At 60.2% G+C, this 26,087-nt stretch carries 24 protein-coding genes and 2 riboswitches; of the genes, 13 read left to right on the top strand and 11 right to left on the bottom strand.

Annotated elements, in window-relative coordinates:
- Position 1 precedes the first annotated feature (1 nt).
- Positions 2–1,231 (top strand): MFS transporter, encoded by a 1,230-nt coding sequence (locus LJU29_RS13415; protein WP_057423594.1) that lies wholly within the window; start codon positions 2–4, stop codon positions 1,229–1,231.
- Between the two features lie 34 nt (positions 1,232–1,265).
- Here the strand turns inward: LJU29_RS13415 and LJU29_RS13410 are convergent, their stop codons facing one another.
- The 3 genes from LJU29_RS13410 to LJU29_RS13400 all read right to left on the bottom strand — a co-directional run bounded on the left by LJU29_RS13410 (position 1,266) and on the right by LJU29_RS13400 (position 3,998).
- Positions 1,266–2,402 (bottom strand): M14 family metallopeptidase, encoded by a 1,137-nt coding sequence (locus tag LJU29_RS13410; protein WP_005756606.1) that lies wholly within the window; start codon positions 2,400–2,402, stop codon positions 1,266–1,268.
- Between the two features lie 101 nt (positions 2,403–2,503).
- Positions 2,504–3,037, bottom strand: a complete 534-nt coding sequence (locus LJU29_RS13405; protein ID WP_044320661.1) for a DUF4880 domain-containing protein — start codon at positions 3,035–3,037, stop codon at positions 2,504–2,506.
- Between the two features lie 493 nt (positions 3,038–3,530).
- Positions 3,531–3,998 carry an Lrp/AsnC family transcriptional regulator gene (locus LJU29_RS13400; RefSeq protein WP_002553253.1) on the bottom strand — a complete coding sequence of 156 codons (468 nt, stop codon included), beginning with the start codon at positions 3,996–3,998 and terminating at the stop codon, positions 3,531–3,533.
- 184 nt (positions 3,999–4,182) lie between these two features.
- On the opposite strand from LJU29_RS13400, the gene LJU29_RS13395 reads away from it, so the two are divergent.
- The gene (locus LJU29_RS13395; protein WP_257112649.1) at positions 4,183–7,665 is read left to right on the top strand and encodes an indolepyruvate ferredoxin oxidoreductase family protein; all 3,483 of its coding nucleotides are present in this window, start codon (positions 4,183–4,185) and stop codon (positions 7,663–7,665) included.
- A 70-nt stretch (positions 7,666–7,735) separates the two neighbouring features.
- On the opposite strand, the gene cobM is transcribed toward LJU29_RS13395, so the two are convergent.
- From cobM to LJU29_RS13375, 4 genes are read right to left on the bottom strand one after another with little or no spacing between them, the layout of a single operon-like run.
- Positions 7,736–8,485 (bottom strand): precorrin-4 C(11)-methyltransferase, encoded by a 750-nt coding sequence (cobM, locus tag LJU29_RS13390; protein ID WP_057453603.1) that lies wholly within the window; start codon positions 8,483–8,485, stop codon positions 7,736–7,738.
- Between the two features lie 32 nt (positions 8,486–8,517).
- On the bottom strand, positions 8,518–8,967 hold the full coding sequence (locus tag LJU29_RS13385) for a cobalamin biosynthesis protein (protein WP_005756615.1): 450 nt from the start codon (positions 8,965–8,967) through the stop codon (positions 8,518–8,520).
- Positions 8,945–9,652, bottom strand: coding sequence for a CbtA family protein (locus LJU29_RS13380; RefSeq protein WP_257112648.1), 708 nt, complete (start codon positions 9,650–9,652; stop codon positions 8,945–8,947). The genes LJU29_RS13385 and LJU29_RS13380 overlap by 23 nt, the downstream gene beginning before the upstream one ends.
- Before the next feature lie 10 nt (positions 9,653–9,662).
- Positions 9,663–9,848, bottom strand: coding sequence for a CbtB domain-containing protein (locus LJU29_RS13375; protein WP_002553258.1), 186 nt, complete (start codon positions 9,846–9,848; stop codon positions 9,663–9,665).
- A 95-nt stretch (positions 9,849–9,943) separates the two neighbouring features.
- A riboswitch (cobalamin riboswitch) is annotated at positions 9,944–10,157 on the bottom strand.
- Positions 10,158–10,215: 58 nt separating this feature from the next.
- A riboswitch (cobalamin riboswitch) is annotated at positions 10,216–10,438 on the top strand.
- Positions 10,439–10,553: 115 nt separating this feature from the next.
- Here LJU29_RS13375 and cobW point away from each other — a divergent pair.
- The 4 genes from cobW to LJU29_RS13355 are packed head-to-tail and all read left to right on the top strand — an operon-like array spanning position 10,554 to position 17,080.
- On the top strand, positions 10,554–11,618 hold the full coding sequence (gene cobW / locus LJU29_RS13370; protein ID WP_257112646.1) for a cobalamin biosynthesis protein CobW: 1,065 nt from the start codon (positions 10,554–10,556) through the stop codon (positions 11,616–11,618).
- A 4-nt stretch (positions 11,619–11,622) separates the two neighbouring features.
- Positions 11,623–15,387, top strand: a complete 3,765-nt coding sequence (gene cobN / locus LJU29_RS13365) for a cobaltochelatase subunit CobN (RefSeq protein WP_257112644.1) — start codon at positions 11,623–11,625, stop codon at positions 15,385–15,387.
- Positions 15,387–16,415, top strand: a complete 1,029-nt coding sequence (locus LJU29_RS13360) for a magnesium chelatase ATPase subunit I (RefSeq protein WP_031594740.1) — start codon at positions 15,387–15,389, stop codon at positions 16,413–16,415. The genes cobN and LJU29_RS13360 overlap by 1 nt, the downstream gene beginning before the upstream one ends.
- Positions 16,416–16,468: 53 nt before the next feature.
- Positions 16,469–17,080, top strand: a complete 612-nt coding sequence (locus LJU29_RS13355; RefSeq protein ID WP_183138026.1) for a VWA domain-containing protein — start codon at positions 16,469–16,471, stop codon at positions 17,078–17,080.
- Between the two features lie 95 nt (positions 17,081–17,175).
- Here the strand turns inward: LJU29_RS13355 and LJU29_RS13350 are convergent, their stop codons facing one another.
- The gene (locus LJU29_RS13350) at positions 17,176–17,442 is read right to left on the bottom strand and encodes a hypothetical protein (RefSeq protein WP_003315350.1); all 267 of its coding nucleotides are present in this window, start codon (positions 17,440–17,442) and stop codon (positions 17,176–17,178) included.
- 327 nt (positions 17,443–17,769) lie between these two features.
- Between LJU29_RS13350 and LJU29_RS13345 the strand changes: the two genes are divergently transcribed.
- Positions 17,770–19,095: a sigma-54 dependent transcriptional regulator gene (locus LJU29_RS13345; RefSeq protein ID WP_005780292.1), complete on the top strand. Its 1,326-nt coding sequence runs from the start codon at positions 17,770–17,772 to the stop codon at positions 19,093–19,095.
- Here LJU29_RS13345 and LJU29_RS13340 read toward each other — a convergent pair.
- Complete coding sequence (locus tag LJU29_RS13340; RefSeq protein WP_257112639.1) at positions 19,083–19,616, bottom strand: AAA family ATPase; 534 nt, start codon at positions 19,614–19,616, stop codon at positions 19,083–19,085. The two genes, LJU29_RS13345 and LJU29_RS13340, sit on opposite strands and share 13 nt — an antisense overlap.
- Positions 19,613–20,176: a nicotinamide riboside transporter PnuC gene (gene pnuC, locus LJU29_RS13335; RefSeq protein WP_005731787.1), complete on the bottom strand. Its 564-nt coding sequence runs from the start codon at positions 20,174–20,176 to the stop codon at positions 19,613–19,615. The genes LJU29_RS13340 and pnuC overlap by 4 nt, the downstream gene beginning before the upstream one ends.
- 250 nt (positions 20,177–20,426) lie before the next feature.
- On the opposite strand from pnuC, the gene LJU29_RS13330 reads away from it, so the two are divergent.
- Positions 20,427–21,257: an undecaprenyl-diphosphate phosphatase gene (locus tag LJU29_RS13330; RefSeq protein ID WP_054078925.1), complete on the top strand. Its 831-nt coding sequence runs from the start codon at positions 20,427–20,429 to the stop codon at positions 21,255–21,257.
- A complete protein-coding gene (locus tag LJU29_RS13325; protein WP_002553267.1) occupies positions 21,254–21,688 on the top strand; it encodes a DUF1294 domain-containing protein in 435 nt (144 codons plus the stop codon). Before LJU29_RS13330 ends, LJU29_RS13325 begins: the two co-directional genes overlap by 4 nt.
- On the opposite strand, the gene LJU29_RS13320 is transcribed toward LJU29_RS13325, so the two are convergent.
- Entirely contained in the window at positions 21,683–22,039 is a 357-nt protein-coding gene (locus tag LJU29_RS13320) for an MmcQ/YjbR family DNA-binding protein (protein WP_004658570.1), read from the bottom strand. The two genes, LJU29_RS13325 and LJU29_RS13320, sit on opposite strands and share 6 nt — an antisense overlap.
- A gap of 126 nt (positions 22,040–22,165) precedes the next feature.
- Here LJU29_RS13320 and pcaD point away from each other — a divergent pair, with 126 nt between their 5' ends.
- From pcaD to LJU29_RS13300, 4 genes are all read left to right on the top strand, one after another.
- The gene (gene pcaD / locus LJU29_RS13315; protein ID WP_005745164.1) at positions 22,166–22,957 is read left to right on the top strand and encodes a 3-oxoadipate enol-lactonase; all 792 of its coding nucleotides are present in this window, start codon (positions 22,166–22,168) and stop codon (positions 22,955–22,957) included.
- Between the two features lie 79 nt (positions 22,958–23,036).
- Positions 23,037–23,996, top strand: a complete 960-nt coding sequence (locus LJU29_RS13310; RefSeq protein WP_019741966.1) for a LysR substrate-binding domain-containing protein — start codon at positions 23,037–23,039, stop codon at positions 23,994–23,996.
- A 74-nt stretch (positions 23,997–24,070) separates the two neighbouring features.
- Entirely contained in the window at positions 24,071–24,679 is a 609-nt protein-coding gene (locus LJU29_RS13305) for an FMN-dependent NADH-azoreductase (RefSeq protein ID WP_257112634.1), read from the top strand.
- Positions 24,680–25,040: 361 nt separating this feature from the next.
- A complete protein-coding gene (locus LJU29_RS13300) occupies positions 25,041–26,081 on the top strand; it encodes an alpha/beta hydrolase family protein (RefSeq protein ID WP_257112633.1) in 1,041 nt (346 codons plus the stop codon).
- Positions 26,082–26,087: the final 6 nt, after the last annotated feature.

Below are 26,087 nucleotides of genomic sequence, written 5' to 3'. Positions count from 1 at the left end.
CATGTCCCTTCCTTCACAAGGTTCGACGCTATCAGACCTCAAGTCTGATGGCCGGGCGCGAAGCCATCTCGGGTTTCTGGCCTTCACTACACTGTGCTTCTTTGCCGCGTCCAGCACACCCACGCCGCTTTATCACCTGTATCAGGAGGCATGGGGCTTCTCGTCCGGCGTGCTCACCCTGATTTTTGCAGTGTATGCATTCAGCCTGTTGGCTGCCTTGCTGATCGGCGGCTCGTTGTCTGATTACCTGGGGCGGCGTCCGGTGATTTTCGGTGCCTTGCTGCTGCAGATCGTTTCGATGCTGCTGTTCATTTTCGCCAGCGATGTTACCTGGCTGATGGCCGCGCGTCTGTTGCAGGGGTTTGCTACAGGGCTCGCCGCCAGTGCATTGGGGGCTGCCTTGCTGGACAGCGATTCAGTCAAAGGGCCGCTGATCAACAGCATCTCGCCCATGCTTGGCATGGCGGTGGGTGCGCTGGGCACGGCACTGCTGGTGCAGTTCGCGCCGTTACCACTGGTGCTGGGTTACTGCTTCCTGCTGGCCGCCTTTGTGGCGCAGGCGATTTACCTTAGTCGAGTGGCGGAAACCGTCAGCCGCCAGCCAGGCGTCTGGCAATCCCTCAAGCCATCGCTGCACGTTCCGCAGCAGTCGCGGCGTATGTTATGGCTGGTACTGCCGGTGGATATAGCCGCGTGGGCACTGGGCGGCTTTTTTCTGTCGTTGAGCCCGTCCTTGCTGGCAGCGGCGACTGGCTCGAACTCGCCACTCAACGGTGGCCTGGCGGTTGCGGCGCTGACGCTCAGTGGCGCGCTGGCGATTCTGAGCTTGCGTCAGCGCGAGCCGGTGCTGGGCTTGTGGGTAGGTGCAAGCTTTTTGCCGCTCGGTGTGGCGGTCATTCTGCTGGCGGTCAACCTGGGCATGTTGTGGCTGTTCTTCGTCGGTGCCGTGGTGGCGGGCATCGGTTTCGGATCAAGTTTTCTGGGCGCACTGCGGATGCTCATGCCAACCGCGCATGCCCATGAGCGGGGAGGGCTGATGTCAGCCTTTCTGGTACTCAGCTACCTGGCCTTCTGCATACCGGCACTGGTTGCCGGGTTCTTTGCCCACTCGGCAGGGCTGGTGATGACCAGCAATGTCTACGGAGCAGTGGTGATCACGCTGGCATTAATCGCATTGGCGAGTTTGATCGTGCGCCGTACAGCCAGCAAAAACAAAAATGCCCACGTTTAAGTGGGCATTTCGGCTTGCCGACAGACGGGAGCCTTCAGCGCAGGTCGTTAACCATCTCGGCCAGCACGGTCAATACATCCCCGGCCAGTTGCGCGGAGCGTTTGCCTGACCAGCCTGTTACCGGGTCCGGCGCGTTATCGTGGTCCTTGAACGGCATCTCCAGCGTCAGCGCCAGGCATTTATAGCGTTCGCCCACGGCATTTGCCGCCAGGTTCATATTGGCCTGGCCGGGCGCGCTGCGCGGGTAGCCGTAGACCGTCTGGAAGCTGTCGCTAACCTCGCACAGACGGCTGCGAAAGCGCTCTTCAAGCTGGCGTTGATGCGCGGTGTACCCCGGGTTGCCCTCACACGCGGCGGTGAATACGTAGGGGATTTCCTCGTCACCGTGCACGTCGAGGAACATGTCCACGCCGTATTTTTCCATCTGCTGCTTGATGAAGAAGACTTCCGGGCTTTGTTCTTCGGTGCTGTCCTGCCACGCGCGGTTGAGATCCTTGCCGTTGGCATTGGTACGCAAGTGGCCATGAAAGGCGCCGTCCGGGTTGACGTTAGGCACCAGATACAGGTCCGCATTGGCGAGTAATTGCTGCAGCACTACGTCGTCTTTTTGCTGAAGGCGTTCGATCACGCCTTCCATGAACCATTCAGCCATGTGCTCGCCGGGATGCTGCTGGGCAATCATCCAGATCTTGCGCTTGCCTTCGGCACTGTCGCCTTTGCGCAGCAGCTGAATATCACGACCCTCGACACTTTTGCCGACAGCCAGCAAGTGTACGCCGGCCTTTTCCTGTGCCTGTTCGATCAGCCGGTCATGGCGCTCACGGCTGTAGGGTTCGAAATACGCAAACCAGACCTGCGGTTGGTCAGGCGCAAGGCTGAAGTTCAGTGCCTTGCCGTCAAAACCGGACGGCACCCGAAACCAGCTCTGCTGGTCGTAGGACGCTACGGCGTTGTAGCCGGTCCAGGCATTGTTGAAGGTGGACTCGCTGGCATTGGTCAGGCTGAAACCATAGGTTTGGCCGACGTTCAGGCCGTCAGCCTTGAAATGAAACCACTGGAAATGCGCGCTTTGCGTGTCTGCCCGGATCGCCAGGCTTATATGCGCGGGGTCGCTTGCGTCGAGAACCTGAATATTGCCACTGTCGAAATCTGAACTGATCGTGAGGGTCAAGATAGGTGCCTGCTTACGTAGATGCCTTTTCAGGCCGCTACTGTACACCGATCAACCGGGCACCTTGCGACGTAAACTTCATCGCAACGGTCATCCTTGCGTCAGGAAATAGCCTCGGCGGTGACCATCAGGCTGCAGATGAATGCCGTCAGCAGGCACCACACCAGATAGGCACGTCGTTTGCGCCGATGCCAGCCGGACGCACCGAGCAACAAGGCGGGTGCCTGCAACTGGCGCCACATGCGCTCGCTGTTCTGGAACGCTGAAAGGTGTGCAGCATCGGCGTCCAGCCAGTGGCGAAATTCGATGCGTTCACTGGCCGTTGCAGCAGGGCTCTGCAAGTGCACATACCAGCGGCTGGCCTGGTCCTGAATGGCACGGCTGTCATCGGTGCTCTGAAGATGTGCCTTGCCCAGTGCGCGAAGCATCGCGCGCTCTACCCGGGCGATATCGACATCCATGAAACGGGCGATGTCGGCATACGCCAGACCGTCGAGCCGACTGAGCAGAAATATCTGCCGGGTACGGCGCGAAAGCTTGCCAAGCCGGTGGCCGAGTTCGATGACCTGCGGCGCGGGTTGCGGCTCAGGCAGGCGGGCGGGGAGGTGCAGCAAAGAAGGGAGCTGATTACTCATGATGTATCGCTCGCTGATCTTCCATGGGGATTGTTCCTTGCAATGACAGGCATCGTCCGTGACAAGAGTAGACTAGTGAATGCGAGAATCATTCTCAAGTGAAAAGTTGCAGCATTTACTTTTTATATGCCTTATCCGGGCATTTTCGCTGCAAAAACATGACCCGTATCAGGGTTGCTTTGCTATGATCTGCGCCATTGCTACACACCTGCGCAGTACCCAGACTTCATTAGCCTGAAGCAGCGAAACTAAAAGAAAGAACCAAAAAAAGACCCGGCAAAAAGCCGGGTCAAAAACCGTGATTAGCCTGATGAGGAGATAATCAGGAAGCCGACCTAAGACTTCCAGGTTATCCAGCGGATCTCGCGATCCGCTGATGCAATAATAATCATTATCATTTGCAAGTCAAATGTTTTTATTGCCCTCATCGATACAGATAATCCGCCAGCGTCTGCTCGGCGGATTTTTCTTTTTCTTTCCCACCCGACACCCTCTAGTCCAGCGGCAACTCCGTGGTGCGTTTCACCGTGCTCATGGCAATGTTCGAATGGGCCTCATGTACGTGCGGCAACTGCAGCAAATGATCGCGCAGGAAGCGCTCATAGCTGGCGATGTCCTGGGCAACCACCTTGAGCATGAAATCCATCCCCCCGGCCATGGTGTAGCACTCCAGCACCTCCGGGTGGCCGATGATCGCTTCTTCGAATTCGGCCAGATAGCGCCGGCCATGGCCCGACAGCTTGACCTCGACAAACACGGTCATGCTCAGGCCGAGCTTCTGAGTGCTGAGCAGGGCTACAGTGCGTTCTATCACTCCGTCTTCCTGAAGCCGGTGGATGCGCCGCCAGCAGGGCGATTGCGATAACTCGACCCGTTCGGCGATTTCTGCCGCAGACAGGCTGGCGTCATGTTGCAGTAGACGAAGAATCTTGCGATCGATGGGGCTCAATTTAGGCTGCATGAATTGACCTTGTTTTTTGTTCTGGTCGAAAAAAGCATGCTCAATATCAGCAGATTTGCACGCATTTAGAAAGAAAAAGCCTCTTTGCTGCTGGCAGTCTAGTTGCAAGGCTGCCGGGTTGGACCGTCTCTGCGCAAAAGCCTGACACCTATAAGAACAAGACAAGAACAAGAGAGGTATCCGCATGTCTCTGGCTGATATTCGTCTGGATGATAAATACCGGCTTGCCACCGGTAATCTGTACCTGACCGGCACACAGGCCCTGACTCGCCTGCCGATGCTGCAAAAACAACGTGATGAAGCGCAGGGCCTGAATACCGCCGGTTTTATTTCTGGCTACCGCGGCTCGCCGTTGGGCAATCTGGACAAAAGCCTTTGGGATGCCAAGGACTATCTGCAGCAGAACGCTATCCACTTTCAGCCTGGCATCAACGAAGAACTGGCGGCGACGGCTGTCTGGGGTAGCCAACAGGTCAACCTGTTCCCCCACGGCAAATACGATGGCGTGTTTGCCCTCTGGTACGGTAAAGGCCCGGGCGTGGACCGTTGCGGGGATGTCTTCAAGCACGGCAACTCGGCAGGCGTTGCAGCCAATGGCGGTGTCCTGATTCTTGCGGGCGATGACCACGGCTGCAAATCATCGACCATTGCCCATCAGAGCGAACATGCGTTTATCGCTTCGATGATCCCGGTACTCAACCCCAGCAATGTTCAGGAAATTCTCGACTACGGCATCATCGGCTGGGAATTGTCGCGTTACAGCGGTTGCTGGGTAGCGATGAAAACCATTGCCGAGAACGTGGATTCTTCAGCCGTGGTCGAGGTTGACCCGTTGCGGGTCAAAACGCGCATTCCGGAAGATTTCGCACTACCGGAAGGCGGTTTGCACATCCGCTGGCCGGACCCGCCGCTGGCCCAGGAAGCGCGGCTCAACACCTACAAGATCTACGCGGCCAGGGCCTTCGCGCGTGCCAATCAGCTCAACAAGGTGGTTATCGATTCAGCACAGCCCAGGCTTGGCATCATTACTACCGGCAAGTCCTATCTGGATGTGCGTCAGGCGCTTGAAGAGCTGGGTATCGATCAGGAGCTGTGCGACAGGGTCGGGATTCGCGTGCTCAAGGTCGGCATGAGCTGGCCGCTGGAGCCAGTGTCGGTGCATGACTTTGCCGAAGGGCTGGATGAAATTCTGGTGGTCGAGGAAAAACGCAGTGTCATCGAAGATCAACTGACCGGGCAGCTCTACAACTGGCCCGTGGACCGCCGCCCGGTGGTGGTCGGTGAGTTCGATGAACAGGGCCGCTCATTGCTGCCGAACCTCAGCGAGCTGACCCCGGCGATGATCGCCAGGGTCATCGCCAAGCGTCTTGCGCCGTTCTACAGCAGCCCGCAGATCGAGGCACGTCTGCAGTTTCTCAGCGACAAGGAACAGGCGCTTCAGGCACCGCTGTTCAACACCCAGCGCACCCCGCATTTCTGTTCCGGCTGCCCGCACAACACGTCGACGCGTGTGCCGGAAGGCAGTCGCGCCCTGGCCGGGATCGGTTGCCATTACATGACCATCTGGATGGATCGGGAAACCGATACCTTCACCCAGATGGGCGGCGAGGGCGTGACCTGGATCGGTCAGGCTCCGTTCACCGAAACACCTCACGTCTTCCAGAATCTGGGCGACGGTACTTACTTTCATTCCGGGCATCTGGCGCTGCGTGCAGCCGTGGCCTCCAAGGTCAATATCACCTACAAGATCCTCTACAACGATGCCGTTGCCATGACCGGTGGCCAGCCAATCGATGGCGTGCTGCGCGTCGATCAACTGAGCCGCCAGGTGTTCAACGAGGGCGTGCAGCGTATTGCGCTGGTCTCCGACGAGCCGGACAAGTACCCGAGCCGACAGGATTTCGCGCCGATTACCACCTTCCATCATCGGCGTGATCTGGACAGCGTGCAGCGCGAGCTGCGTGAGTTCAAAGGTGTGTCGGTGATCATCTACGACCAGACCTGTGCGACTGAAAAGCGTCGCCGTCGCAAACGCGGCACCATGCCTGATCTGGAAAAGCGTGCGTTGATCAACCCGGCTGTATGTGAAGGCTGCGGCGACTGTGGGGTTAAATCCGGTTGCCTGTCCGTGCTGCCCAAGGAAACGGCGCAGGGCCGCAAGCGCGAAATCGATCAGAGCGCCTGCAACAAGGATTTCAGCTGCGTCGAAGGTTTCTGCCCAAGCTTCGTCACCGTGCATGGCGGCAAGCTGCGCAAGCCAGCATTGCCCAAGCAAGTCGAGGCGTTCGCTCGCTTGCCCGAACCAGTACTGCCGTCGCTGGAGCGGCCGTTCAATATTCTGTTGCCGGGGGTTGGCGGCACAGGCGTGACCACCGTCGGTGCGATGCTGGGTTATGCCGCTAATCTGGAAGGCAAGGGCTGCAGCGTGCTGGATCAGGCCGGTTTGGCACAGAAATTCGGCCCGGTGGTCAGCCATATCCGTATTGCAGCGCGCCAGCAGGACTTGTTCGCGGTGCGCGTCGCAGCCGGCGAGGCGCACCTGCTGCTCGGCTGTGACTTACTGGTGGCTGCCGGTCCGGATGCAATCGCCAAGCTCGACAGCAAGATTTCCCACGCAGTGGTCAACAGTCAGCAAACGCCGACCGCCGAGTTCACGCGCAACCCGGATGCCGTATTTCCGGCCGAGGCCATGAAGCAGACCATCATTGAAGCTGTAGGCGCTGCGAAGACCCACTTTGTCGAAGCGACATCACTGGCCACCCGGCTGATGGGTGACAGCATCGCCAGCAACCTGTTCATGCTCGGTTACGCGTTTCAGCTGGGCCTGATTCCGCTGACCTCGACGGCCATCGAAAAGGCGATCGAACTCAACGGGGTGGCAGTCAATCTCAATCAGCAGGCGTTTCTCTGGGGCCGTCGTACCGCCCATGATCCTGCGGCGGTCGAAGCCTTCGTCAACCCGCAGCAGAAGGTCAGCGAGCCGCAGCCAATGGACCTTGATCAGCGTATTCAGAACAATGTCGAAACCTTGAAGGCGTATCAGAACGGCGCCTATGCCAAGCGCTATGTGGAGCTGGTGCAACGTGTGCGCGATACCGAATCACGGGTGTTCCCCGGTCAGCAGCCGATGCTCTCTGAGGCGGTTGCGTTCAACTACTTCAAATTGCTGGCCTATAAGGACGAGTACGAAGTGGCGCGGCTGTACAGCAACGGCGAGTTCACCCGCCAGCTGGAAGCGCAGTTTGAAGGCGATTATCGACTGGAATTCCACTTGGCACCGTCATGGCTGGCAAGACGCGATCCGCACAACGGCCTGCCGCGCAAACGCAGTTTCGGCCCCTGGATGCTGCGTGCCTTCAACGTACTGGCGAAATTCAAATTCCTCCGTGGCACAGCGCTCGATCCGTTCGGTCACAGCCTTGAGCGCAAACAGGAGAGGGATCTGATTGACAGTTACGTGCGTGACATCGAGCTGATTCTTCAGCACCTGCAAGTACAGAACCGCCATACCGCCTTGAGCCTGGCACGTCTGCCGGAGCGAATTCGTGGCTATGGCTATATCAAGGAGAGCGCCATGAAAGCGGCTGCATTGCAGGCCGACATTCTGCGCAAGAGTCTGGAAAGTGGCGAAGTGGTTGCGCCGAAGTTGTACGAGGCGGCTGCCTGACGGGAGATGCTTCGCAGCGACCGGGGCAGATCCGCTGTGTTCTGCGCCCGGAGTACCGCCTTCGCCAATATCAGCTCGGTCTGAACAGGTGTGCATGCCCGGCGCGGTACAGCGAGGACTCGCTGAACGTGTCGTCGGCAAGCACACGTCCGACCAGAATCAATGCCGTGCGGCGAAAGCCTTTGGCCTGCACTTTGTCGTGAATATCCGCCAGTGTGCCAACTGCCCAGTCCTGATCCGGCCAACTGGCACGGTGCACCACGGCAATCGGGCAATCGGCTCCGTAATGTGGAACGAGCTCGTCGACAATCCGCTGCAGATTGTTCACCCCCAGATGAATCGCCATGGTTGCCCGGTGGCTGGCCAGACTGGCCAGTTCCTCGCCGCTGGGCATTGAGGTCTTGTCGGCATAGCGGGTCAGAATCACGCTTTGCGAAACATCCGGCAGGGTCAGCTCGACGCCCAGCAGCGCAGCGCAGGCAGCGGTCGCGGTGACGCCGGGAATGATTTCGAATGGAATACCCAGTTCCCGCAGATGGCGGATCTGCTCGCCGATGGCGCCATACAGGCTCGGGTCGCCGGAATGCACACGAGCAACGTCCTGGCCCTGCGCATGCGCGGTCTTTATCAGCTCAATGATCTGCTCCAGATGCAGCTCGGCGCTGTTGGTCACCTGCACGGCCTGATGCCCCTCCAGCACGGCGAGCGGCACCAGTGAGCCTGCATAGATAATGACTGGGCATGTGCGAATCAGGCGTTGCCCCTTGACGGTGATCAGCTCGGGATCGCCAGGGCCGGCACCGATGAAATAGACAGTCAATGAATTCTCCGGAGTGGATGAGCGCGGGGAGATTATCCGCTGTGTGCAGGGCTGATTGCCAAGGCAAATGTGGCGTTGGCGCTTTTCTGCCGTTCGATCAGCAGGGTGGCGGTGCCGTCTCCCAGTTGCGCGGCCAGCGCCAGTGCCGAACCTTCGGCGACCCCGTGACAGCCCGTGGTCTGGAAGACCTGCGCAGAACGATGGGTGAAGTGCAGCTCCCACGCAACCAATTGCGTTGCGTTGAAGAACACCAGCGGCACTGCCAGTTGCGCGGCCAGTTCAAGCAGGCCCGGTTCCTGGTCTTTCAGGTCGATACATGCCAGCGCAGTGACGCTGGCAATCTCCAGGTCGATCACGCGAAGGCTGTTCTCGATCAGCTCGCGCAACGTCGCTGCGGAGCAACCGCGCCGACAACCCAGCCCGGCCACCAGTGACGCGCCGGGCTGAACGGTCGGTGAATCAGGCCTGGTGCAGGTCTGCATCGTTTCTGCGGAACAGCCAGGCACTGATCAGCCCCATCGCGACCCAGAACAGCGCGTTGGTTAGCAGCGAGGCAAGCATGAATTGCGATTCCAGAGCCTCCGGTGCCAGGCTCTGATGGACCAGTGGTTGTGGTGCGCCGATCACATGAGGAACGACCAGAATCGCCACGCCCAGAGCTTTGAGCAGCCAGTTCTGACCAAATACCAGCAAGGCCAGCCCGGCGGCAGTCGATGCGGTCGTGCCTATCCACCAGGCCTGACGCTGACTCAGTTCGGCGGCAGCTGTGCCGGGCAATTCAGGTGGCAGGCCAAGCGTAGGTGCCAGCACAAAAACCGCGAAACCGGCCAGCCCCCACCATGCGCCTTGCACCGTTCGGCCCGGCGCACGCAAGGTGTAAAGCCCGGCAAGCATCAGGGCGAAGCCTACTGCGACCACCAGGTTGCCGCCCGTGGTGGACAGCACGCGCTGCCAGCCGTTTTCAGGTTCCCAGGCAGCTTCTTCATGCGCATGACTGTGTTCGGCAGTCGCGCCGTCAGCATGCTCATGGACCTGTTCGGCAGATGCGTTTTCGTAAGTTTCGGCCTGCTGGATCAGTGGCACCACCCAGAAGCTTTGCAGCACGGTCAGCAGCAGGGCCGCAAGCAGGCCCGTGAACCCGGCAGTTTGTGCGATTCGCTTGAACATTGTGGAGTCCTTAATGGCAAGGAAAGGCAGCGCTGTGACGGGTATCGTGTGCGGCGTTGTGTACGGCCGCGATGTGCGAGAAACCGGCGAAGTACACCAGACATGCACCCAGCAGCGCAGCGCTGATGGCGGCTGTCAGGCGTTGAGTGCGTGTGGAGCTGGTAGTGGCGGCGTGGCTGCTGCTGATGGTCGACATGGCGATCCCTCTTGGTAATTGGCAAGCGGGCCACGCGCAAAGGAACCTGCCGGCAGACGCCGAAGGTTTCAACTGCGCACGCCCACCGCGGGTTTGTCATTCAACGATGTCGGGCCGGTCTCCGGGCTCGCGAGGGGCTCAAACGTCGCGCGTTCAAGGCCTGCAAGGTCACCTTCCCATGCCGTGGCACAGTGGATAAGACCTTCTCTCGCTTACCGTTGCGGGGGCAGCACCGGACTTGCTCGACAGCGTGAGCGCACCGGTTTCCCGTTTCACCCCGTGAGGGGCACCCGAAACAAGGCGTACAGGAGAGCATGGGCGGCGGGGAATCGTCAATCTGAACGATTGACCTGTCTGCGGTCACTGCGTAGCCTTGCCGGTTCGAGGTTCTCCATGCGTAAAGCGTTACACATGGAGCTAAGACGGGAATGCGGTACACGCCGCAGCTGCCCCCGCAACTGTAAACGGTGAGGTTCATTGCACAGCCACTGCTACGGCGGGAAGGCGCGATGAATGCGTGTCGGCACGGTCTTGATTGCCTGCCACATGCCGCCGTGAGCCAGGAGACCTGCCTCGAACCGGGCTGACCAAAAGGCCTGCGAATTCTCACTACAACCGTGCGGGGTGATCCGGTGGCGATCCGATCCGTGTGCCAGGCATGCGGTTCTCGTCCTGTTTGCCCGCCGCATTGCCAAAGGGCACCTGATGAAAACACTGGCCAAGCTTCCCGTCACCATCGTCACCGGCTTCCTCGGTTCGGGCAAAACCACCCTGCTGCGGCACATGCTCGATAACGCCGAAGGACGGCGCATCGCGGTCATCGTCAATGAATTCGGTGAACTGGGCATCGACGGAGAAATCCTTAAGCAGTGCACCATCGGTTGCACCGAAGAAGAGGCCAACGGCCGGGTATATGAGCTGGCCAACGGCTGCCTGTGCTGCACGGTGCAGGAAGAGTTCTTCCCGGTCATGCGCGAGCTGGTCGCTCGCCGTGGCGATCTGGACCACATCCTGATCGAAACCTCGGGGCTGGCATTGCCCAAGCCGCTGGTTCAGGCTTTTCAGTGGCCGGAAATTCGCAACGCCTGCACGGTCGATGCGGTGATCACTGTCGTCGACAGCCCTGCGGTATTGGCCGGTACGTTTGCTGCGTTCCCCGATCAGGTCGATGCGCAGCGCAAACTCGACCCGAATCTGGACCATGAGTCGCCTCTGCACGAGCTGTTCGCTGATCAACTGGCCAGCGCCGATCTGGTCATCCTTAACAAGGCCGACATGATCGACGCCGAAGGTCTGGCAGCGGTGCGTGCCGAAGTTGCCGAAGAACTGCCGCCAGCCGTCAAGGTGATTGAAGCCAGCAGCGATCGTCTGCCGATCAGCGTGCTGCTGGGTGTTGGCGCCGAGTCCGAGCTGCACATCGATGGTCGCAAGACCCATCATGATCATCACGATGAGGACGATCATGATGACCACGATCACGATGCTTTCGATTCGATTTCCCTGAAATTGCCTCAGGCCGATGAAAAGTTGTTGCTCGACGCACTGAATCAACTGGTCGTGCAGCACGGCATTCTGCGGGTGAAGGGCTTCGCGGCTATTCCCGGCAAGCCGATGCGCCTGCTGATCCAGGGTGTGGGTACGCGTTTCGACAAGCACTTCGACCGCGCCTGGCGCGCCGACGAAGAGCGTGCCACGCATCTGGTGCTGATTGGTCAGGAGCTGGACGCCGTGGCCCTGCAAGCGCAGCTCAACGCTGCGGTTGTCGGCTGATCCCATGCATTTACTGAGAACCCAGCCCGGCGGTTTCGTACCCGACGACAGCATTGCCGATCTGGGCCAGACCCCGGCCGAGCTGGTGATTCTCTGTAGCGGAGACTCAAGCCTGGCGCTGCTGGCCGAAGCTGCCCGGCAGCTCCCTGACGACTACCCGAGCCTGCGTCTGGCCAACCCGATGCAGGTACAGAATCACGCCTCTGTCGACTTGTATGTCGATGAGGTGCTGCGCCACGCCAAAGTCATTCTGATTTCCCTGCACGGTGGCATCGGTTACTGGCGTTACGGCGTCGAGCGGCTGATGGAGCTGGCGGCACGCGGGGTTCAGGTCATTCTGGTGCCAGGTGATGATCGTCCCGATCCTGAGCTGAGTGACCTGAGCACGGTGCCTGCCGCAGAACGCGACCGGCTCTGGCAGTTTCTGCGTCAGGGCGGTTTGCAGAATGCGCTGGAAATGTATCGTTGCATGGCCAGCCGCTGGCTGGACCGGGACTATTCCTGGACCGAGCCCCAACCGCTGCCACGCACAGCCATTTACCACCCTCGACTGGCAAGTGCGCAGCTCACCGATTGGCAAGCCGACTGGGTTGCAGGGCAGCCTGTCGCGGCGCTGCTGTTTTATCGCTCGCACTTGCAGGCCGCCAATACCGGTTTTATCGACGAGTTCTGCGCTCGCTTGCAGGCACACGGCATTAACCCGTTGCCCATTGCCGTTGCCAGCCTCAAGGAACCCGGCTGTTTCACTCAGGTGGAGAACTGGCTGGACGAGGCTGAAACCGAGCTGATCCTCAACACCACAGGCTTTGCCCAGTCGAGCCCGGAAGCTCCGCATCTGCGCCCGTTTCGGCGCAACGTGCCGGTCATTCAGGCGATCTGCGCGCAGGACAACGAACCTGCCTGGCAGGCCAGTGAACAGGGCCTTGGTGCGCGCGATCTGGCGATGCACATTGCCTTGCCGGAGCTGGATGGGCGGATCATCAGTCGGCCGATCAGTTTCAAGGACCTGGCCTGGCGCAGCGAGCGCAGCCAGTCGGACGTGGTGTGTTACCGCGCCCAGCCGGACAGGATGGATTTTGTCGCGCAACTGGCGCGGCGCTGGATCGAACTGGCGCGGCTGCCCAACGCCGAGAAGCGTGTGGCGTTGATCCTGGCCAACTATCCGACCCGCGACGGGCGCATCGGCAATGGTGTGGGGCTCGACACGCCTGCTGCGGCGCTGAACATCCTGCGCGCCATGCAGGCCGAGGGTTATCCGCTGGCACAGTTGCCGGACAGCGGCACCGAGCTTATCCAGCAATTGCTGGGTGGCGTGACCAATGATCTGGACAGCATCGACCTGCGGCCCTGCCAGCAAAGCATGGCATTGGAGGAATACCTGGCGGCGTTCAACGAGCTGCCGCAGGAAAACCGTGATGCCGTGAATGCCCGCTGGGGCGCGCCGGACAGCGATCCTATGTTTCGCAGTGGCAGAATGATGATTGCCGGGCTGCGCTTTGGCCTGACCTTCGTTGGCATTCAGCCTGCGCGTGGCTATCAGGTCGACCCCAGCGCGGTGTACCACGACCCGGATCTGGTTCCGCCCCACGGTTATCTGGCGTTTTACTTCTGGCTACGCAAGGCGTACGGCGCGCATGCCGTGGTGCATGTCGGCAAGCACGGCAACCTTGAGTGGCTGCCGGGCAAGGGCGTCGGCCTTTCCCGAACCTGCTGGCCGGACGCCGTACTGGGTGCCATGCCGAACATCTATCCATTCATCGTCAACGATCCGGGCGAGGGCGCACAGGCCAAGCGACGCACCCAGGCGGTGATCATCGATCACTTGATGCCGCCTCTGACCCGTGCGGAAACCTATGGCCCGCTGCGCAGTCTGGAACTGCTCGCCGACGAGTTCTATGAGGCGCAACTGCTGGATCCGCGCCGCGCGCGCGAGCTGCAACGGGATATTCTTGAACTGGTCCGTGAAACCCATATAGATCGCGAGCTGGCTCTGGGCGAAAACCTCGACAGCGACGCCGATGCGGCGCTGTGGCTGCCGCGTCTGGACACTTACCTGTGTGACCTGAAAGAGTCGCAGATTCGCGATGGCCTGCACATCTTCGGTCAGTCGCCGCAAGGCCGCCTGCGCACCGACACCTTGCTGGCCCTGCTGCGCATCCCGCGCGGCGACGGGCGCGGCGCGCAGTCGAGTCTGTTACGGGCGTTGAGCAAAGCGTTCGGTCTGGATTTTGACCCGCTGGATTGCGAACTGGCCGAGCCCTGGACCGGCGCGCGTCCCGCTGCGTTGCTGGCGGTCAGCTGTGACCCGTGGCGCACTGCCGGTGATGCGCGTGAACGGCTTGAGCTTTACGCCGCTGCCCTCATCGAACGCGTGACCCAAGGCGAAGCGCTTCATGACCTGCCGGTCGACGATGATCTGGCACTGATCCTCGACAGCCTGCGTGAAGTGGTCGCGCCGCGTCTGGACGCCTGCGGCACCGGCGAAATGCAGGGCATGCTCGATGCACTGAGCGGCCGCTTCGTCCCGGCAGGACCCAGCGGCGCGCCGAGTCGGGGGCGTCTGGATGTGCTGCCCACCGGTCGTAATTTTTTTACCGTGGATGTCCGCAACCTACCAACCACCACGGCGTGGCGTATCGGTTTCCAGTCCGCCAGCCTGTTGCTGGAAAGGCACCTTCAGGACCATGGCGACCATTTGCGTCAGTTGGGGCTGTCAGTCTGGGGCACGGCGACCATGCGCACCGGTGGTGACGATATCGCTCAGGCGATGGCGCTGATGGGCGTACGCCCGGTCTGGGCGACGGGCAGCCAGCGGGTCGATGATTTCGAGATTCTGCCGGTCAGCCTGCTGGACCGTCCGCGAGTGGACGTGACATTGCGGGTGTCCGGCTTTTTCCGTGATGCCTTCGCCAACCTTATCAAGCTGTTCGACGCTGCGGTGCAGGCAGTTGCCGCGCTGGACGAGCCGGACGACCTGAACCCGCTGGCTGCCAGGGTGCGAGAAGAGCGCCAAGGTTTTATCGCAGAAGGGTTGAGCGAAGACGAAGCGGCACGTCAGGCGGGCTGGCGGATCTTCGGCGCCAAGCCGGGTGCCTATGGTGCTGGCGTGCAGGGCGCGATCGATGGCCGTCTGTGGCAGAGCCGTGAGGACCTTGCCGAGGTTTACCTGAACTGGGGCGGCTACGCCTATGGCGCTGCCGATGAAGGTACGCCTGCGCGTCAGCGCTTTGCCCAGCGGTTGTCTCAGGTGCAGGCCGTGCTGCAGAATCAGGACAATCGCGAACACGACCTGCTTGATTCAAACGATTATTACCAGTTTCAAGGCGGCATGCTCGCGGCTTCGGAAACCCTCAGCGGGCAGAAGACCGCCAGTTACCATGGCGATCACAGCCAGCCGGACCTGCCGAAAATCCGCACCCTGAAGGAAGAGCTGAACCGGGTGATACGCTCGCGCGCAGCGAATCCGAAATGGATCGACGGGGCCAGACGTCATGGCTACAAAGGCGCGTTCGAGATGGCCGCCACGGTGGATTTCCTGTTCGCCTTCGATGCGACGACCGAGCTGATCGATGATCACCAGTACGCGCTGCTGGCCGACGCCTATCTGCTTGACCCTACCACTCGCGATTTTCTCGCCGAGCACAATCCCGATGCCTTGCGCGACATGACCGAGCGCATGCTCGAAGCCCAGCAGCGCGGCCTCTGGCAGGAGCCGGGCGAGTATCAGCAGGCGCTGGAAGACCTGCTCCTGGACATAGAAGAGAACTGATGACCTTACCTGACCCGAACATCACCGAAACTCCCCATTTTCCGCTGGCCGCCGTGGTCGGTGCCGATGACCTGAAGCTGGCGTTGTGCCTGACCGCCATTGACCCGCGCATCGGCGGCGTATTGATCGAAGGGCCTCGGGGCATGGCCAAGTCGACGCTGGCGCGGGGGTTGGCCGATGTGCTGGCCAGCGGTCAGTTCGTCACCTTGCCGCTGGGTGCTACTGAAGAGCGTCTGGTCGGCACGCTGGATCTGGACGCCGCGCTGGCCGAGGGTCGTGCACAATTTTCCCCGGGTGTACTCGCCAAGGCCGACGGCGGTGTGCTTTACGTCGATGAGGTCAATCTGCTCGCCGACCATCTGGTCGACCTGTTGCTGGACGTTGCTGCCAGCGGCGTCAATATGGTCGAGCGGGATGGTATTTCCCATCGCCATGCAGCGCGCTTCGTACTGATCGGCACCATGAACCCGGAAGAAGGCGAATTGCGCCCGCAGTTGCTGGATCGCTTTGGCTTGAACGTCGCATTGAGTGGCCAGACCCAGCCTGCCGAGCGCAGTCAGATCATCCGTCGCCGTCTGGATTTCGACAGCGATCCGGTAATGTTTTGCCAGCAATGGCAAGCGCAGCAGGACGCCTTGAAGCTTCGTTGTGAGCAGGCGCGTCAGCTGCTGGCAGGTATCGAGCTGGATGACCATTCATTGGCAATGATCACCGAGCGATGCTTTGCTGCAGGTGTCGACGGTATGCGCGCCGATCTGGTCTGGCTGCGCGCCGCGCGCGCCCATGCTGCATGGCGTGGTGCCGGTCGAATTGAAGAACAGGACATCGAAGCGGTCGCCGAGTTTGCCTTGCGTCATCGGCGGCGCGAGCCGGCCCCGCCACCACAAAACCCGGAAGCGCCGCCGCCCGGATCGTCCAGCAGGCAGGCCGACCCTGAAAGCGGGCAGGGCAACTGGGGCGAGCTGCCCGCCCAGGCCGTCACTACCGGCGCACGCCGCGAAGTGCCGAGCTGGCCAAAAAAGCCTTAGGCATCCGCCCTCGTATCTCGCAGGGGGCGGATGCCGTTCCCCGTCCTGGTCGACTGGCCACTGGCAGACAAGGGGCCATGCGTGCCGGTGCTGATGGCCCGGTGCAATGGTTGTCCACACTGTTGCGCGGCCGGCCGAAAAGCCGCAAGGACCTGATTCGCCAGCCGCGCAGCAGCCGTCCCAGTGAGTTATTGCTGGTGATTGTCGATGCTTCAGCTTCTACACGACGCCATCAGGCGTTGAGCCAGGCCAAGGGGCTGTTGTCGCAATTGTTCGACGATGCGTATCGACGCCGCGCGCGTCTTGCCTTGCTGACCGCCAGCGGTGACACGCCACGCTGGCAACATCAGGGCCTGAAAGCGTCCTCGGCATTGAGTCCATGGCTGGATGCACTGGGTGCGGGCGGCGGCACGCCACTGTCTGCGGCGTTTCAGCAGGCCGGTGAATGGCTGGCAAAGCGGCAAAAACGCTATCCGGCCGAGCAGCAGCGGGTTCTGGTGCTGACCGATGGCAGGATCAAGCAGTTACCCGTCCTGCCTGCATTCAATTGCGCGAGTGTGTTGATCGATATCGAGAAAGGCCCGATCCGCTTGGGCAGGGCGCGGGAACTGGCGTCCAGCCTGGGGGCTGATTATCAGCACATTGATGAGCTGAAACCGGTTTGAGCTATCAGGTCTGGCAGTTCTGGAACTGCGTGCCAATGCGCTGAAGCATTGGCACGACAGTCAGTTGCAGTGCACGGGCAACGCTCAAACCTGCGTCAGGCTGGCATGGTCCAAGGCTCAAGGTCGTAGCCTTCGTTGCTGATTTCTGCACGCGCCTGCTCCAGAGCGCTGGCCAGTTGCCGCTTGTCTGAATAGGTGCTGCTCGGGATCTGCTTGCGACCGATACGGTTGCTGGTGCGGTCGATCACCGTCAGGCTCAATTCGCCGTTACCATCCTGTGGTGCCCAGGCAACACACTGGAAGGGTTCAAAAGCGTGTCCAGCGATCAGAAGTGCATCGTTGAAGCGCAGTGGGGCGTTCATGGTTTTTTCCTCAAGTGCCCATATCAATTCAGTCACGGCGGCGGGCTGACCGTCCGGCTGGTTACTTGTGTTGATGAACGACAAGGGGGCATGAGTCACACCCTTCAACGAAAAATATGCGAATTTTTTTCAAGTGTCGCCCGCGTGACCTTGCAGATAAACATCCTTCAGCAGCTACGGCGTTAGTGACAGAGGGTTATGAGCGTTAGACCCAAACGGTACAACGCTGCGTCAAAAAGTTGCTAGGGTGATAGTTGGGCTCGCCAACATGCTGTTTATGAAAAGCTTTTAAAAATCCCACTCCACGTCGGGCACCAAGGAAACTTCATGCATGGATCGGCCCCAACGCGACGTCTGCTAATCATCGACGGCGGTGACGACTGTCATCCTCTGATCCCTGCTTTGAGTGATGCCGGATGGACGGTGCAGGAAAGCACCTCAGGTTCTACCTTCAGTCCCGATCATGACGTGGGCCTGATTCGCCTGACGTCCGGTCATTTCGAACAATTGCCCAGGCTTCAAGAGCTTGTCGCCCATAGCAACATGCGCTGGGTTGCAGTGCTGTCAGCCAACGATCTGCAACGCGAAAAAATAGGCGATTTCGTTTGCCAGTGGTTTTTCGATTTTCACGCCCTTCCTTTCGATGCAGCGCGGTTGCATGGCACGTTGGACAAAGCGTTCGCGGCTGGCCGCCCCGAAGCGCAAGGCGGGCTGGCGCTTTCCGAGGCCGAGCCCGAGCTGCTGGGCGACAGTCGGCCCATTCGTGAGCTGCGCAAGTTGTTGAGCCGGCTGGCACCTATCGATTCACCGGTATTGATTCGGGGCGAGCGAGGTACGGGCAAAGAGCTGATCGCACGCAGCCTGCATGTGCAGTCTCAGCGACGCGGTAAACCGTTTGTTGTCGTGGACTGCGGTGCATTCACCGGGCATTCGATCCAGGCCGAGCTGTTCGGTCATGAGGATGATGCGTTTGATGGTGCTCAAGCGCACAGGATCGGGCTGCTTGAAGCTGCTGACGGCGGCACGCTGCTGCTTGACGAGGTCGGTGATCTGCCGCTGGAAACCCAGACGTCGCTGTTGCGCTTTCTGGAAGACCGGCAAATCGAGCGCCTGGGCGGCGGTGAGTCGATTGCAGTGGATGTGCGGGTGCTGGCCGCGACCCGTGAGGATCTTGAAACGGCTGTGCGGAAAAAGCGCTTTCGTGAAGACCTGTATTACCAGCTCAATGTGCTGCAGGTCGGGGTGGCGCCGTTGCGTGAGCGTCATGGCGATCTGGCGTTGCTGGCCAATCATTTCGCCCATTTTTACAGTCAGGACAGCGGCAGGCGAGCACGCAGTTTCAGCCAGGATGCGCTGGTGGCGCTGGGCAAGCACGACTGGCCGGGTAATGTGCGGGAGCTGGCCGGTCGGGTACGGCGCGGGCTGCTGCTGGCCGAAGGCCGACAGATAGAAGCGGCAAACCTGGGCTTGCTGGGCGAAGAGGACAGTGCTGGCAGCATGGGCACGCTGGAGGAATATAAATCGCGTGCCGAACGTCAGGCATTGTGCGACGTATTGACCCGCCACAGTGACAATCTGAGTGTGGCGGCCAGAGTTCTGGGCATATCGCGACCGACCTTCTATCGGCTGTTACACAAGCATCAGATTCGCTGAGCTCCCAGCAACTGGGAGACAGCCGTCATCGCCTGCTCGCGGCGCTGCGGCCAGTCACCGCCCAGCACCTTATAGGCCTGCCGATGGTGGTCCAGCCATTCCCGGCTGCTGTCGAAGAAGGCCTGGCGTTGGCGCAACTGCGGCTGGCAGCGTTGCCCGTCGCTGATCCAGTCCACGCCCTCGGGCGACAGCAGCAGGTGCAGGTCGTAAGAGCGGTTCAGCAGTTGCTGTTCGATCCACGCCGGGCAGTCGCCGAACAGGGTGCGGCTCCAGAGCACATTGCTCAGCAAGTGTGTGTCGAGTATCAGCAAGTGCGGCTCGCTGGCGCGGGCAGTATCCTCCCAGTCCAGCTGGCCCCGAGCAATGGCCGGAATATCGGCGTAGTGGGTATCGCGCCCCTGTTGATCGATGAAATGACGTACATATTCGCCGACCAGCAAGCCGCCGAACCGATTCTGTATTTCGGCCGACAGCCAGCTCTTGCCGCTGGACTCAGGCCCGGTCAGGACCAGGACTTTCATCGCGCCAGCGCCAGATCGTTACGCCACTCGCGCCAGCCCTGCACGGCCAGCAGGGTGAACAGCGCATAGAGTGCAGCGGTCAGGTACAGCTCTTTGTAGATGAACAGGCCGACAAAAATCACATCCAGCACAATCCATAGCGGCCAGCACTGAACGCGTTTGTGTGCCATCCACACTTGTGCCACCAGGCTGAAGCCCGTGAGCGCTGCGTCAAGCCATGGCTGTGCGGCGTCGGTGAAATGCGCCATGCCAGCGCCCAGCGCGAGGCTGATGACTGCGCCGACAGCCAGCCCTTTAAGCACTGAATGGCTCGGCAGCACAGTGACAGCCTTGACCGGCAGGCCGTCGCCATGGCGAGTCCACTGCAGCCAGCCATAGATCTGCAAGCCTGCATAGATGACCTGCAGCAGCATGTCCGAATACAGCTTCACGTCGAAGAATATCCAGATGTAGATCACCACCATCACCAGCCCGATTGGCCAGCACCAGGGATTCTGCTTCACTGTCAGCCAGACCGCGATAACGCCAATGGCGGCAGCGAAGAGTTCAAGCCCGGACATGGCGGCTCCTTGGTTAGGGTTGTGGGGGCAGGGGCGGCGATTGTATGCGCTTCTGCGCGCGGCGTGGAGCTTGTGTTGCGTCAGGCTGCACGTCGGCAGGCTTTGTGCGCGGAGGTCTGCTAGCATTCCGCGCCTTGCATTTGCGCGACTTTCTTCAAGCTTCGTTCAGGCAGGCGACGGCATAGTGGCAAGCATTTTTTATACGACAACATTAAACAGCGAGCCTGCGGCATCGCTTCATGGGGGAATGATGGATCTTTGGACCGCTGCTCAGGCGTTGATATTGGGTGTTGTAGAAGGGCTGACGGAGTTCCTGCCGATCTCCAGTACAGGGCATCAGATCATCGTCGCCGACCTGATCGATTTTGGCGGCGAGCGCGCCATGGCCTTCAATATCATCATCCAGCTGGGTGCGATTCTAGCGGTGGTCTGGGAGTTTCGGCGCAAGATTCTCGACGTTGTCGTGGGGTTGCCGAAACAGCAACAGGCGCAGCGTTTCACCCTCAACCTGCTGATCGCCTTCATGCCGGCCGTGGTGCTGGGCGTGATTTTCGCCGATACCATCCACCATTACCTGTTCAATGCCATTACCGTGGCAACGGCGCTGGTCGTGGGTGGTGTGATCATGCTCTGGGCCGAGCGCCGCGAGCACACTGTGCGCACCGAAACCGTCGATGACATGACCTGGAGCGATGCGCTGAAAGTCGGGCTGGTGCAGTGCCTGGCGATGATCCCCGGCACATCGCGCTCGGGCTCGACCATCATTGGCGGCCTGCTGTTCGGCTTGTCACGCAAGGCAGCGACCGAATTTTCGTTCTTTCTGGCCATGCCGACCATGGTCGGTGCAGCCGTGTATTCGGGCTACAAATACCGGGACATGTTTCGCCCGGACGACTTCGCGGTGTTTGCCATCGGTTTCATTACCTCGTTCATCTTCGCGATGATCGCAGTTCGTGCGCTGCTCAAGTTCATCGCAACTCATAGCTATGCAGTGTTCGCCTGGTATCGCATCGCCTTCGGCCTGCTGATTCTGGCGACCTGGCAGTTTGGCTGGATCGACTGGGCATCGGCCAAGGCATGACGCGGGCTCGCGAGCCGCAGCGGCCAGCCGGTCGGGGCAGGGCACCGGTCCGGCAATTGCGCCTGAAGGTGTCGGCGTTCCTGCTGCTCTGTGTGCTACCGGTCTACGGCTCGGCGTCGCTGGGGTTCAGGCAGGTCACGTTGATCCCGGCGCTGGCTTTGATAGTCATGAGCCTGCTGGCGTTTGTGCTCTATAGGCATGACAAGCGACAGGCCGGAAACGGCGGTCAGCGTACGCCAGAGAACGTCCTGCATGCCACCGAGCTGCTCGGTGGCTGGCCCGGAGCATTGCTGGCGCAACAGGTGTTTCGGCACAAGACCCGCAAGGTATCTTTCCAGATCGTGTTCTGGCTGATCGTGCTGGCGCATCAGGTGCTGTGGCTTGACTGGCTGTTTCTGGGCAAGCGGCTTTTACAGCTGTTGCCTTTATAGTTTCAAGCCGATCTGCTGTCGTTTCGGTAGCCTGCCGACTACAAGCTGGTGGGAGCGGGTCAGCAGATCACGCACTTCATCGTCGCTCAGTGTGTGCAGGTCTGCCACGCTGATCCAGTGCGCGCGGGCCAGGTAAGGCGCAGGCCGTATGCCGGGCCGATCCACGTAACCCAGAAACAGTTCCGGATGGACCTTGAATGAAAGGTCCTGGCCGACCAGGTCCATGACCGCGAACATCTTTTTTTCGGCAACGGAAAATACGCGCACACCGCCCCATTTGTAATCCTCTCGGGCGCCTGGCAAGTCCAGGCAGAACCGGGCGATGTCTTCTTTGTTACGGGTCTTGTTCACGGAATGCTCCTTCAGTGAGGCGTCGAGCGGTAAGCTGTTCGATAGCCGCACGGATATTCGATCAGCGGATTGTATGCTGCTGCGACACTCATTAGTGTGCAGGTTTGTCCTTCTCCGGAGTCTCGAATGTCTGCCGTGCAACTCGCCGATGGTGAACTGAACTACCTGCTCGAAGGCCCGGCCGGTGCGCCGGTGCTGGTGTTGTCCAACTCGCTGGGCACTGATCTGCATATGTGGGACAACCAGATTCCTGCGTTCATTCGTCATTTTCAGGTGTTGCGCTACGACACGCGCGGGCATGGCAAATCGCTGGTCAGCGAGGGCAGTTACAGCATCGAGCAGAATGGTCGCGACGTGCTGGCGTTGCTGGATGCGCTGCACATAGACACGGCTTTTTTCTGTGGTTTGTCCATGGGCGGCCTGATCGGTCAGTGGCTGGCGATCAATGCGCCGCAGCGCCTGCGCAAGGTCGTGCTGTGCAATACGGCAGCCAGAATCGGCAACCCTGATATCTGGAACCCTCGCATCGAAACCGTTCTGCGTGACGGGCAGTCAGCCATGGTTGCATTGCGTGATGCTTCTGTTGCGCGCTGGTTCACGCCTTCATTTGCGCATGCCGAGCCTGCTGTGGTCGACACGGTTGTCGGTATGCTGGCCCGCACATCGCCACAGGGATACGCAGCTAACTGCGCGGCCGTGCGTGATGCAGATTTCCGTGAGCAGATTGCCTCCATCCAGCTGCCGGTATTGGTCGTCTGCGGCACTGAAGATGCGGTAACCACTCCGGCGGATGGGCTTTTTATGGTCGAGCGCATTAAAGGTTCGCAGATGATCGAATTGCACGCGGCTCATCTGTCCAGTGTCGAGGCCGGGGAGTCATTCACGGTGCCGGTGCTGGCATTCCTGACGGCCGAGTGAGCTGACGGGATCTGAAACCCGGTATTGAGAGGCTTGCCATGGCGCTGCATACTCGCGGCTCTGAAAGCGAGGTGGTCGGGTGTTTGATCTCAATGATCTGTTTTATTTCGTTCAGGTGGTCGAATGCCTCGGCTTTGCGCCAGCAAGCCGCAAACTGGGGATTCCCAAGTCCAAGCTCAGCCGTCGTATTGCCGGGCTGGAAGAGCGCCTGGGTGTACGACTGATTCACCGCTCGACGCGCACGTTCGCCGTGACCGAGAGCGGGCGCGATTACTACGCTCACTGCGTGGCAATGCTGGTCGAAGCCGAGGCTGCTGAAGAGGCTATTCTGCGTTCCAAGTCCGAGCCGCAGGGCAGGGTGGCGATCAGCTGTCCTCCAGCACTGGCGGCGATGGGCTTCAACGAGACCATTGCCCGGTTCGCGGCCGATCACCCGAAGGTTCAGGTGCAGGTCGAAAGCACCAACCGCCGCGTCGACCCGCTGACGGAGAACATCGATATCGCGTTGCGTGTGCGCTTTCCGCCACTGGAAGACGACGGGCTGGTGGTCAAGTTGCTCGGGCACAGTGCTCAACGTCTGGTCGCACGCCCGGATCTGGCTGCCAGGCTGTCCGCAACATCGACACTCGAGGCGCTATCAACACTGCCCAGCCTCGACACGCCGTCTTCAAGCCATGAGCATCGCTGGCTGCTGGAAACTACTTCCGGCCACTATGCTGAAATTCGCCACACGCCGAGGCTGATCAGCTCGGATCTGGACATGATGCTGCAGGCCGCCCTGCAAGGGGTTGGGGTGGCGCAACTGCCGGAACTGATTGTCCGGGAAGCCTTGCAGGACGGACGTCTGGTCGAACTGTTCAGTCAGCATCGGCCAAAGTGCGGCATCGTGCACGCCGTGTTTGCGTCACGCCGTGGGCTGCTTCCCGCGGTCAGAGGGCTGCTGGATGTGTTCGAAACCTCGTTCAAAGAGCTAAGCCTTAGTCCCGACTCGCTTTATTGTTCTCTTCATAGAACGAACAGTCGCATTCAAGACCACTAATCATCTATTGCGATCAAGGATAGGATGCTCGCCACTTCATCGCTAAGTGGCGATTTTCTTTAAGGAGCTACGTTATGAATTTATTGCACCTCGATTCCAGCATCCTCGGCGATCATTCCGCTTCGCGTCAGTTGACCCATGAGGTTGTTCAGGCCTATCAGCGCTCGCATGCCGACAGCCAGATAACCTACCGCGACCTCGCCAGCGAAGCCCTCGGGCATTTCTCTGCTGCCAGTCTTGCCGCAGCGGGTACCCCTGTAGAAGCCCGAGATGCGTCCCAGCAACAGGAAGTCGACACTAATGAAGCCACCTTGCAGCAGTTTCTTGCCGCCGACGTGCTGGTGATCGGTGCGCCGATGTACAACTTCACTATCCCGTCCCAGTTGAAAGCCTGGTTTGACCGGATCATGGTTGCCGGCCGCACGTTCCGTTATTCCGAAACCGGCCCTGAAGGCCTGTGTGGCGGCAAGAAGGTTATTATTGTTTCCACTTCCGGTGGCCTGCACGTCGGGCAGCCAACCGGCGCTGGCCACGAAGAACTGCTCAAGGCGCTGTTCGCCTTCATCGGTATCACCGACCTGCAATTTGTTCGCGCGCACGGCCTGGCCTATGGTGAAGAGCCGCGTGCCAACGCCATGACAGCCGCGCAGCAACATATCGAGAGCGAGTTGTTCGCCGCCTGAGTCGGTGATGGTCTGAACAAGACTCCACAACTCGCGCGAGCAACGTGCGCCGGGTTGTGGAGTTTTTTGTGCGCCGCATAAATGCACGCAGTCTTGAGCGTACTCAACCTTGACAGCTTCCTTACAGGTAAGCGGGTTATTCAAGGACTAAACTGCATCTTCGCGGCACTGTGTTTGCGGTTTTGTGGTGCTTTTCACGATTGCTGAAAAGAGCGGGCGGTTTATGGCCCGGCTTGTGCACTATTTCTGTTTTACACACTCTCATCTGGGTGAGAGCGGCGCGCTGGAGCACGATGCTCGACACAAGCGCTGAATGGACTATCCGGGCGAGCCTCCGGATTTGCAAAGGTTGGGCCTTTCGATGGTACGTCTTTGTGCAGTGATGCTGGTTTGCTTGCTCGACAGCCTGATTGCGGTTCACGCTCAGGCCGATGACGCCTGGAGCGCGGGCTATCACGAGCTGAGTTTACCTGACCCGCTGGATTCACAGCCGGTGCAGGCCATCGCTTTTTACCCGTCGACCGCCAGTGAGCAGTGGAGCACCCTGCACGGCTATCGCGTCGAGGCCGGCGAAAATGCGCCGATTGCAATGGGCCGGTTCCCGTTGCTGCTGCTGTCTCATGGCAATACCGGTACACCGCTGGCGTTGCATGACCTGGCCACATCATTGGCGCGCCAGGGGTTTGTGGTGGTTGCTGTGGTTCATCCTGGCGACAATGATCGTGATCACAGTCGGTTGGGCAGCCTGAGTAACCTGTATGGTCGCCCGCTGCAGATCTCTGAAGCGATCAGCACGGCCTTGCTCGACCCTATGCTTGCCCCTTATCTCAATGCTCGTCAGGTGGGCGTGATCGGCTATTCGGCGGGTGGCGAAACTGCGCTTATTCTTGCGGGCGCGCAGCCTGATCTACAGCGCCTGCGCCAGTATTGCCTCGAACGCCCCACGGACCGTGACGCCTGCAAGACTCAAGGGGAGCTGGTCGCTGACCGCGATGACCTGCATGCCCAGGCTGACCCCAGGGTCGGTGCGCTGATGTTGATGGCCCCGTTGAGCCTGATGTTCGGCCGTCACACGCTGGGCGATGTGCATGTACCGGTGCTGATGTATGCCGGGGATGACGACCAGTTGCTGGCCATCGACCGCAACGCCGAAGCGCTGGCGCGCAAACTGCCGCAGGCACCGGACTATAAGTTGTTGGCGGGGGCAGGGCACTTTGTCTTTATGGCACCGTGCAGTGACGAACAGCGTTCGAGCGCACCGTTACTGTGCAACGACCCTGACGGAGTGGACCGCGAAGACATTCACCGCAACCTGAGCGCAGAAGCTGTGCGCTTCTTCAGCACGGCGCTCAATTCTGCCGACCCTGACCATTCAGGTATGCAGACAGCGCATCACGAATAAGCGCTT

Source organism: Pseudomonas ficuserectae, assembly GCF_024584585.1.
GTDB classification, from domain to species: domain Bacteria; phylum Pseudomonadota; class Gammaproteobacteria; order Pseudomonadales; family Pseudomonadaceae; genus Aquipseudomonas; species Aquipseudomonas amygdali.
Note: the sequence above shows the minus strand (reverse complement) of the source record. Positions and strands in the feature narration are given on the sequence as shown.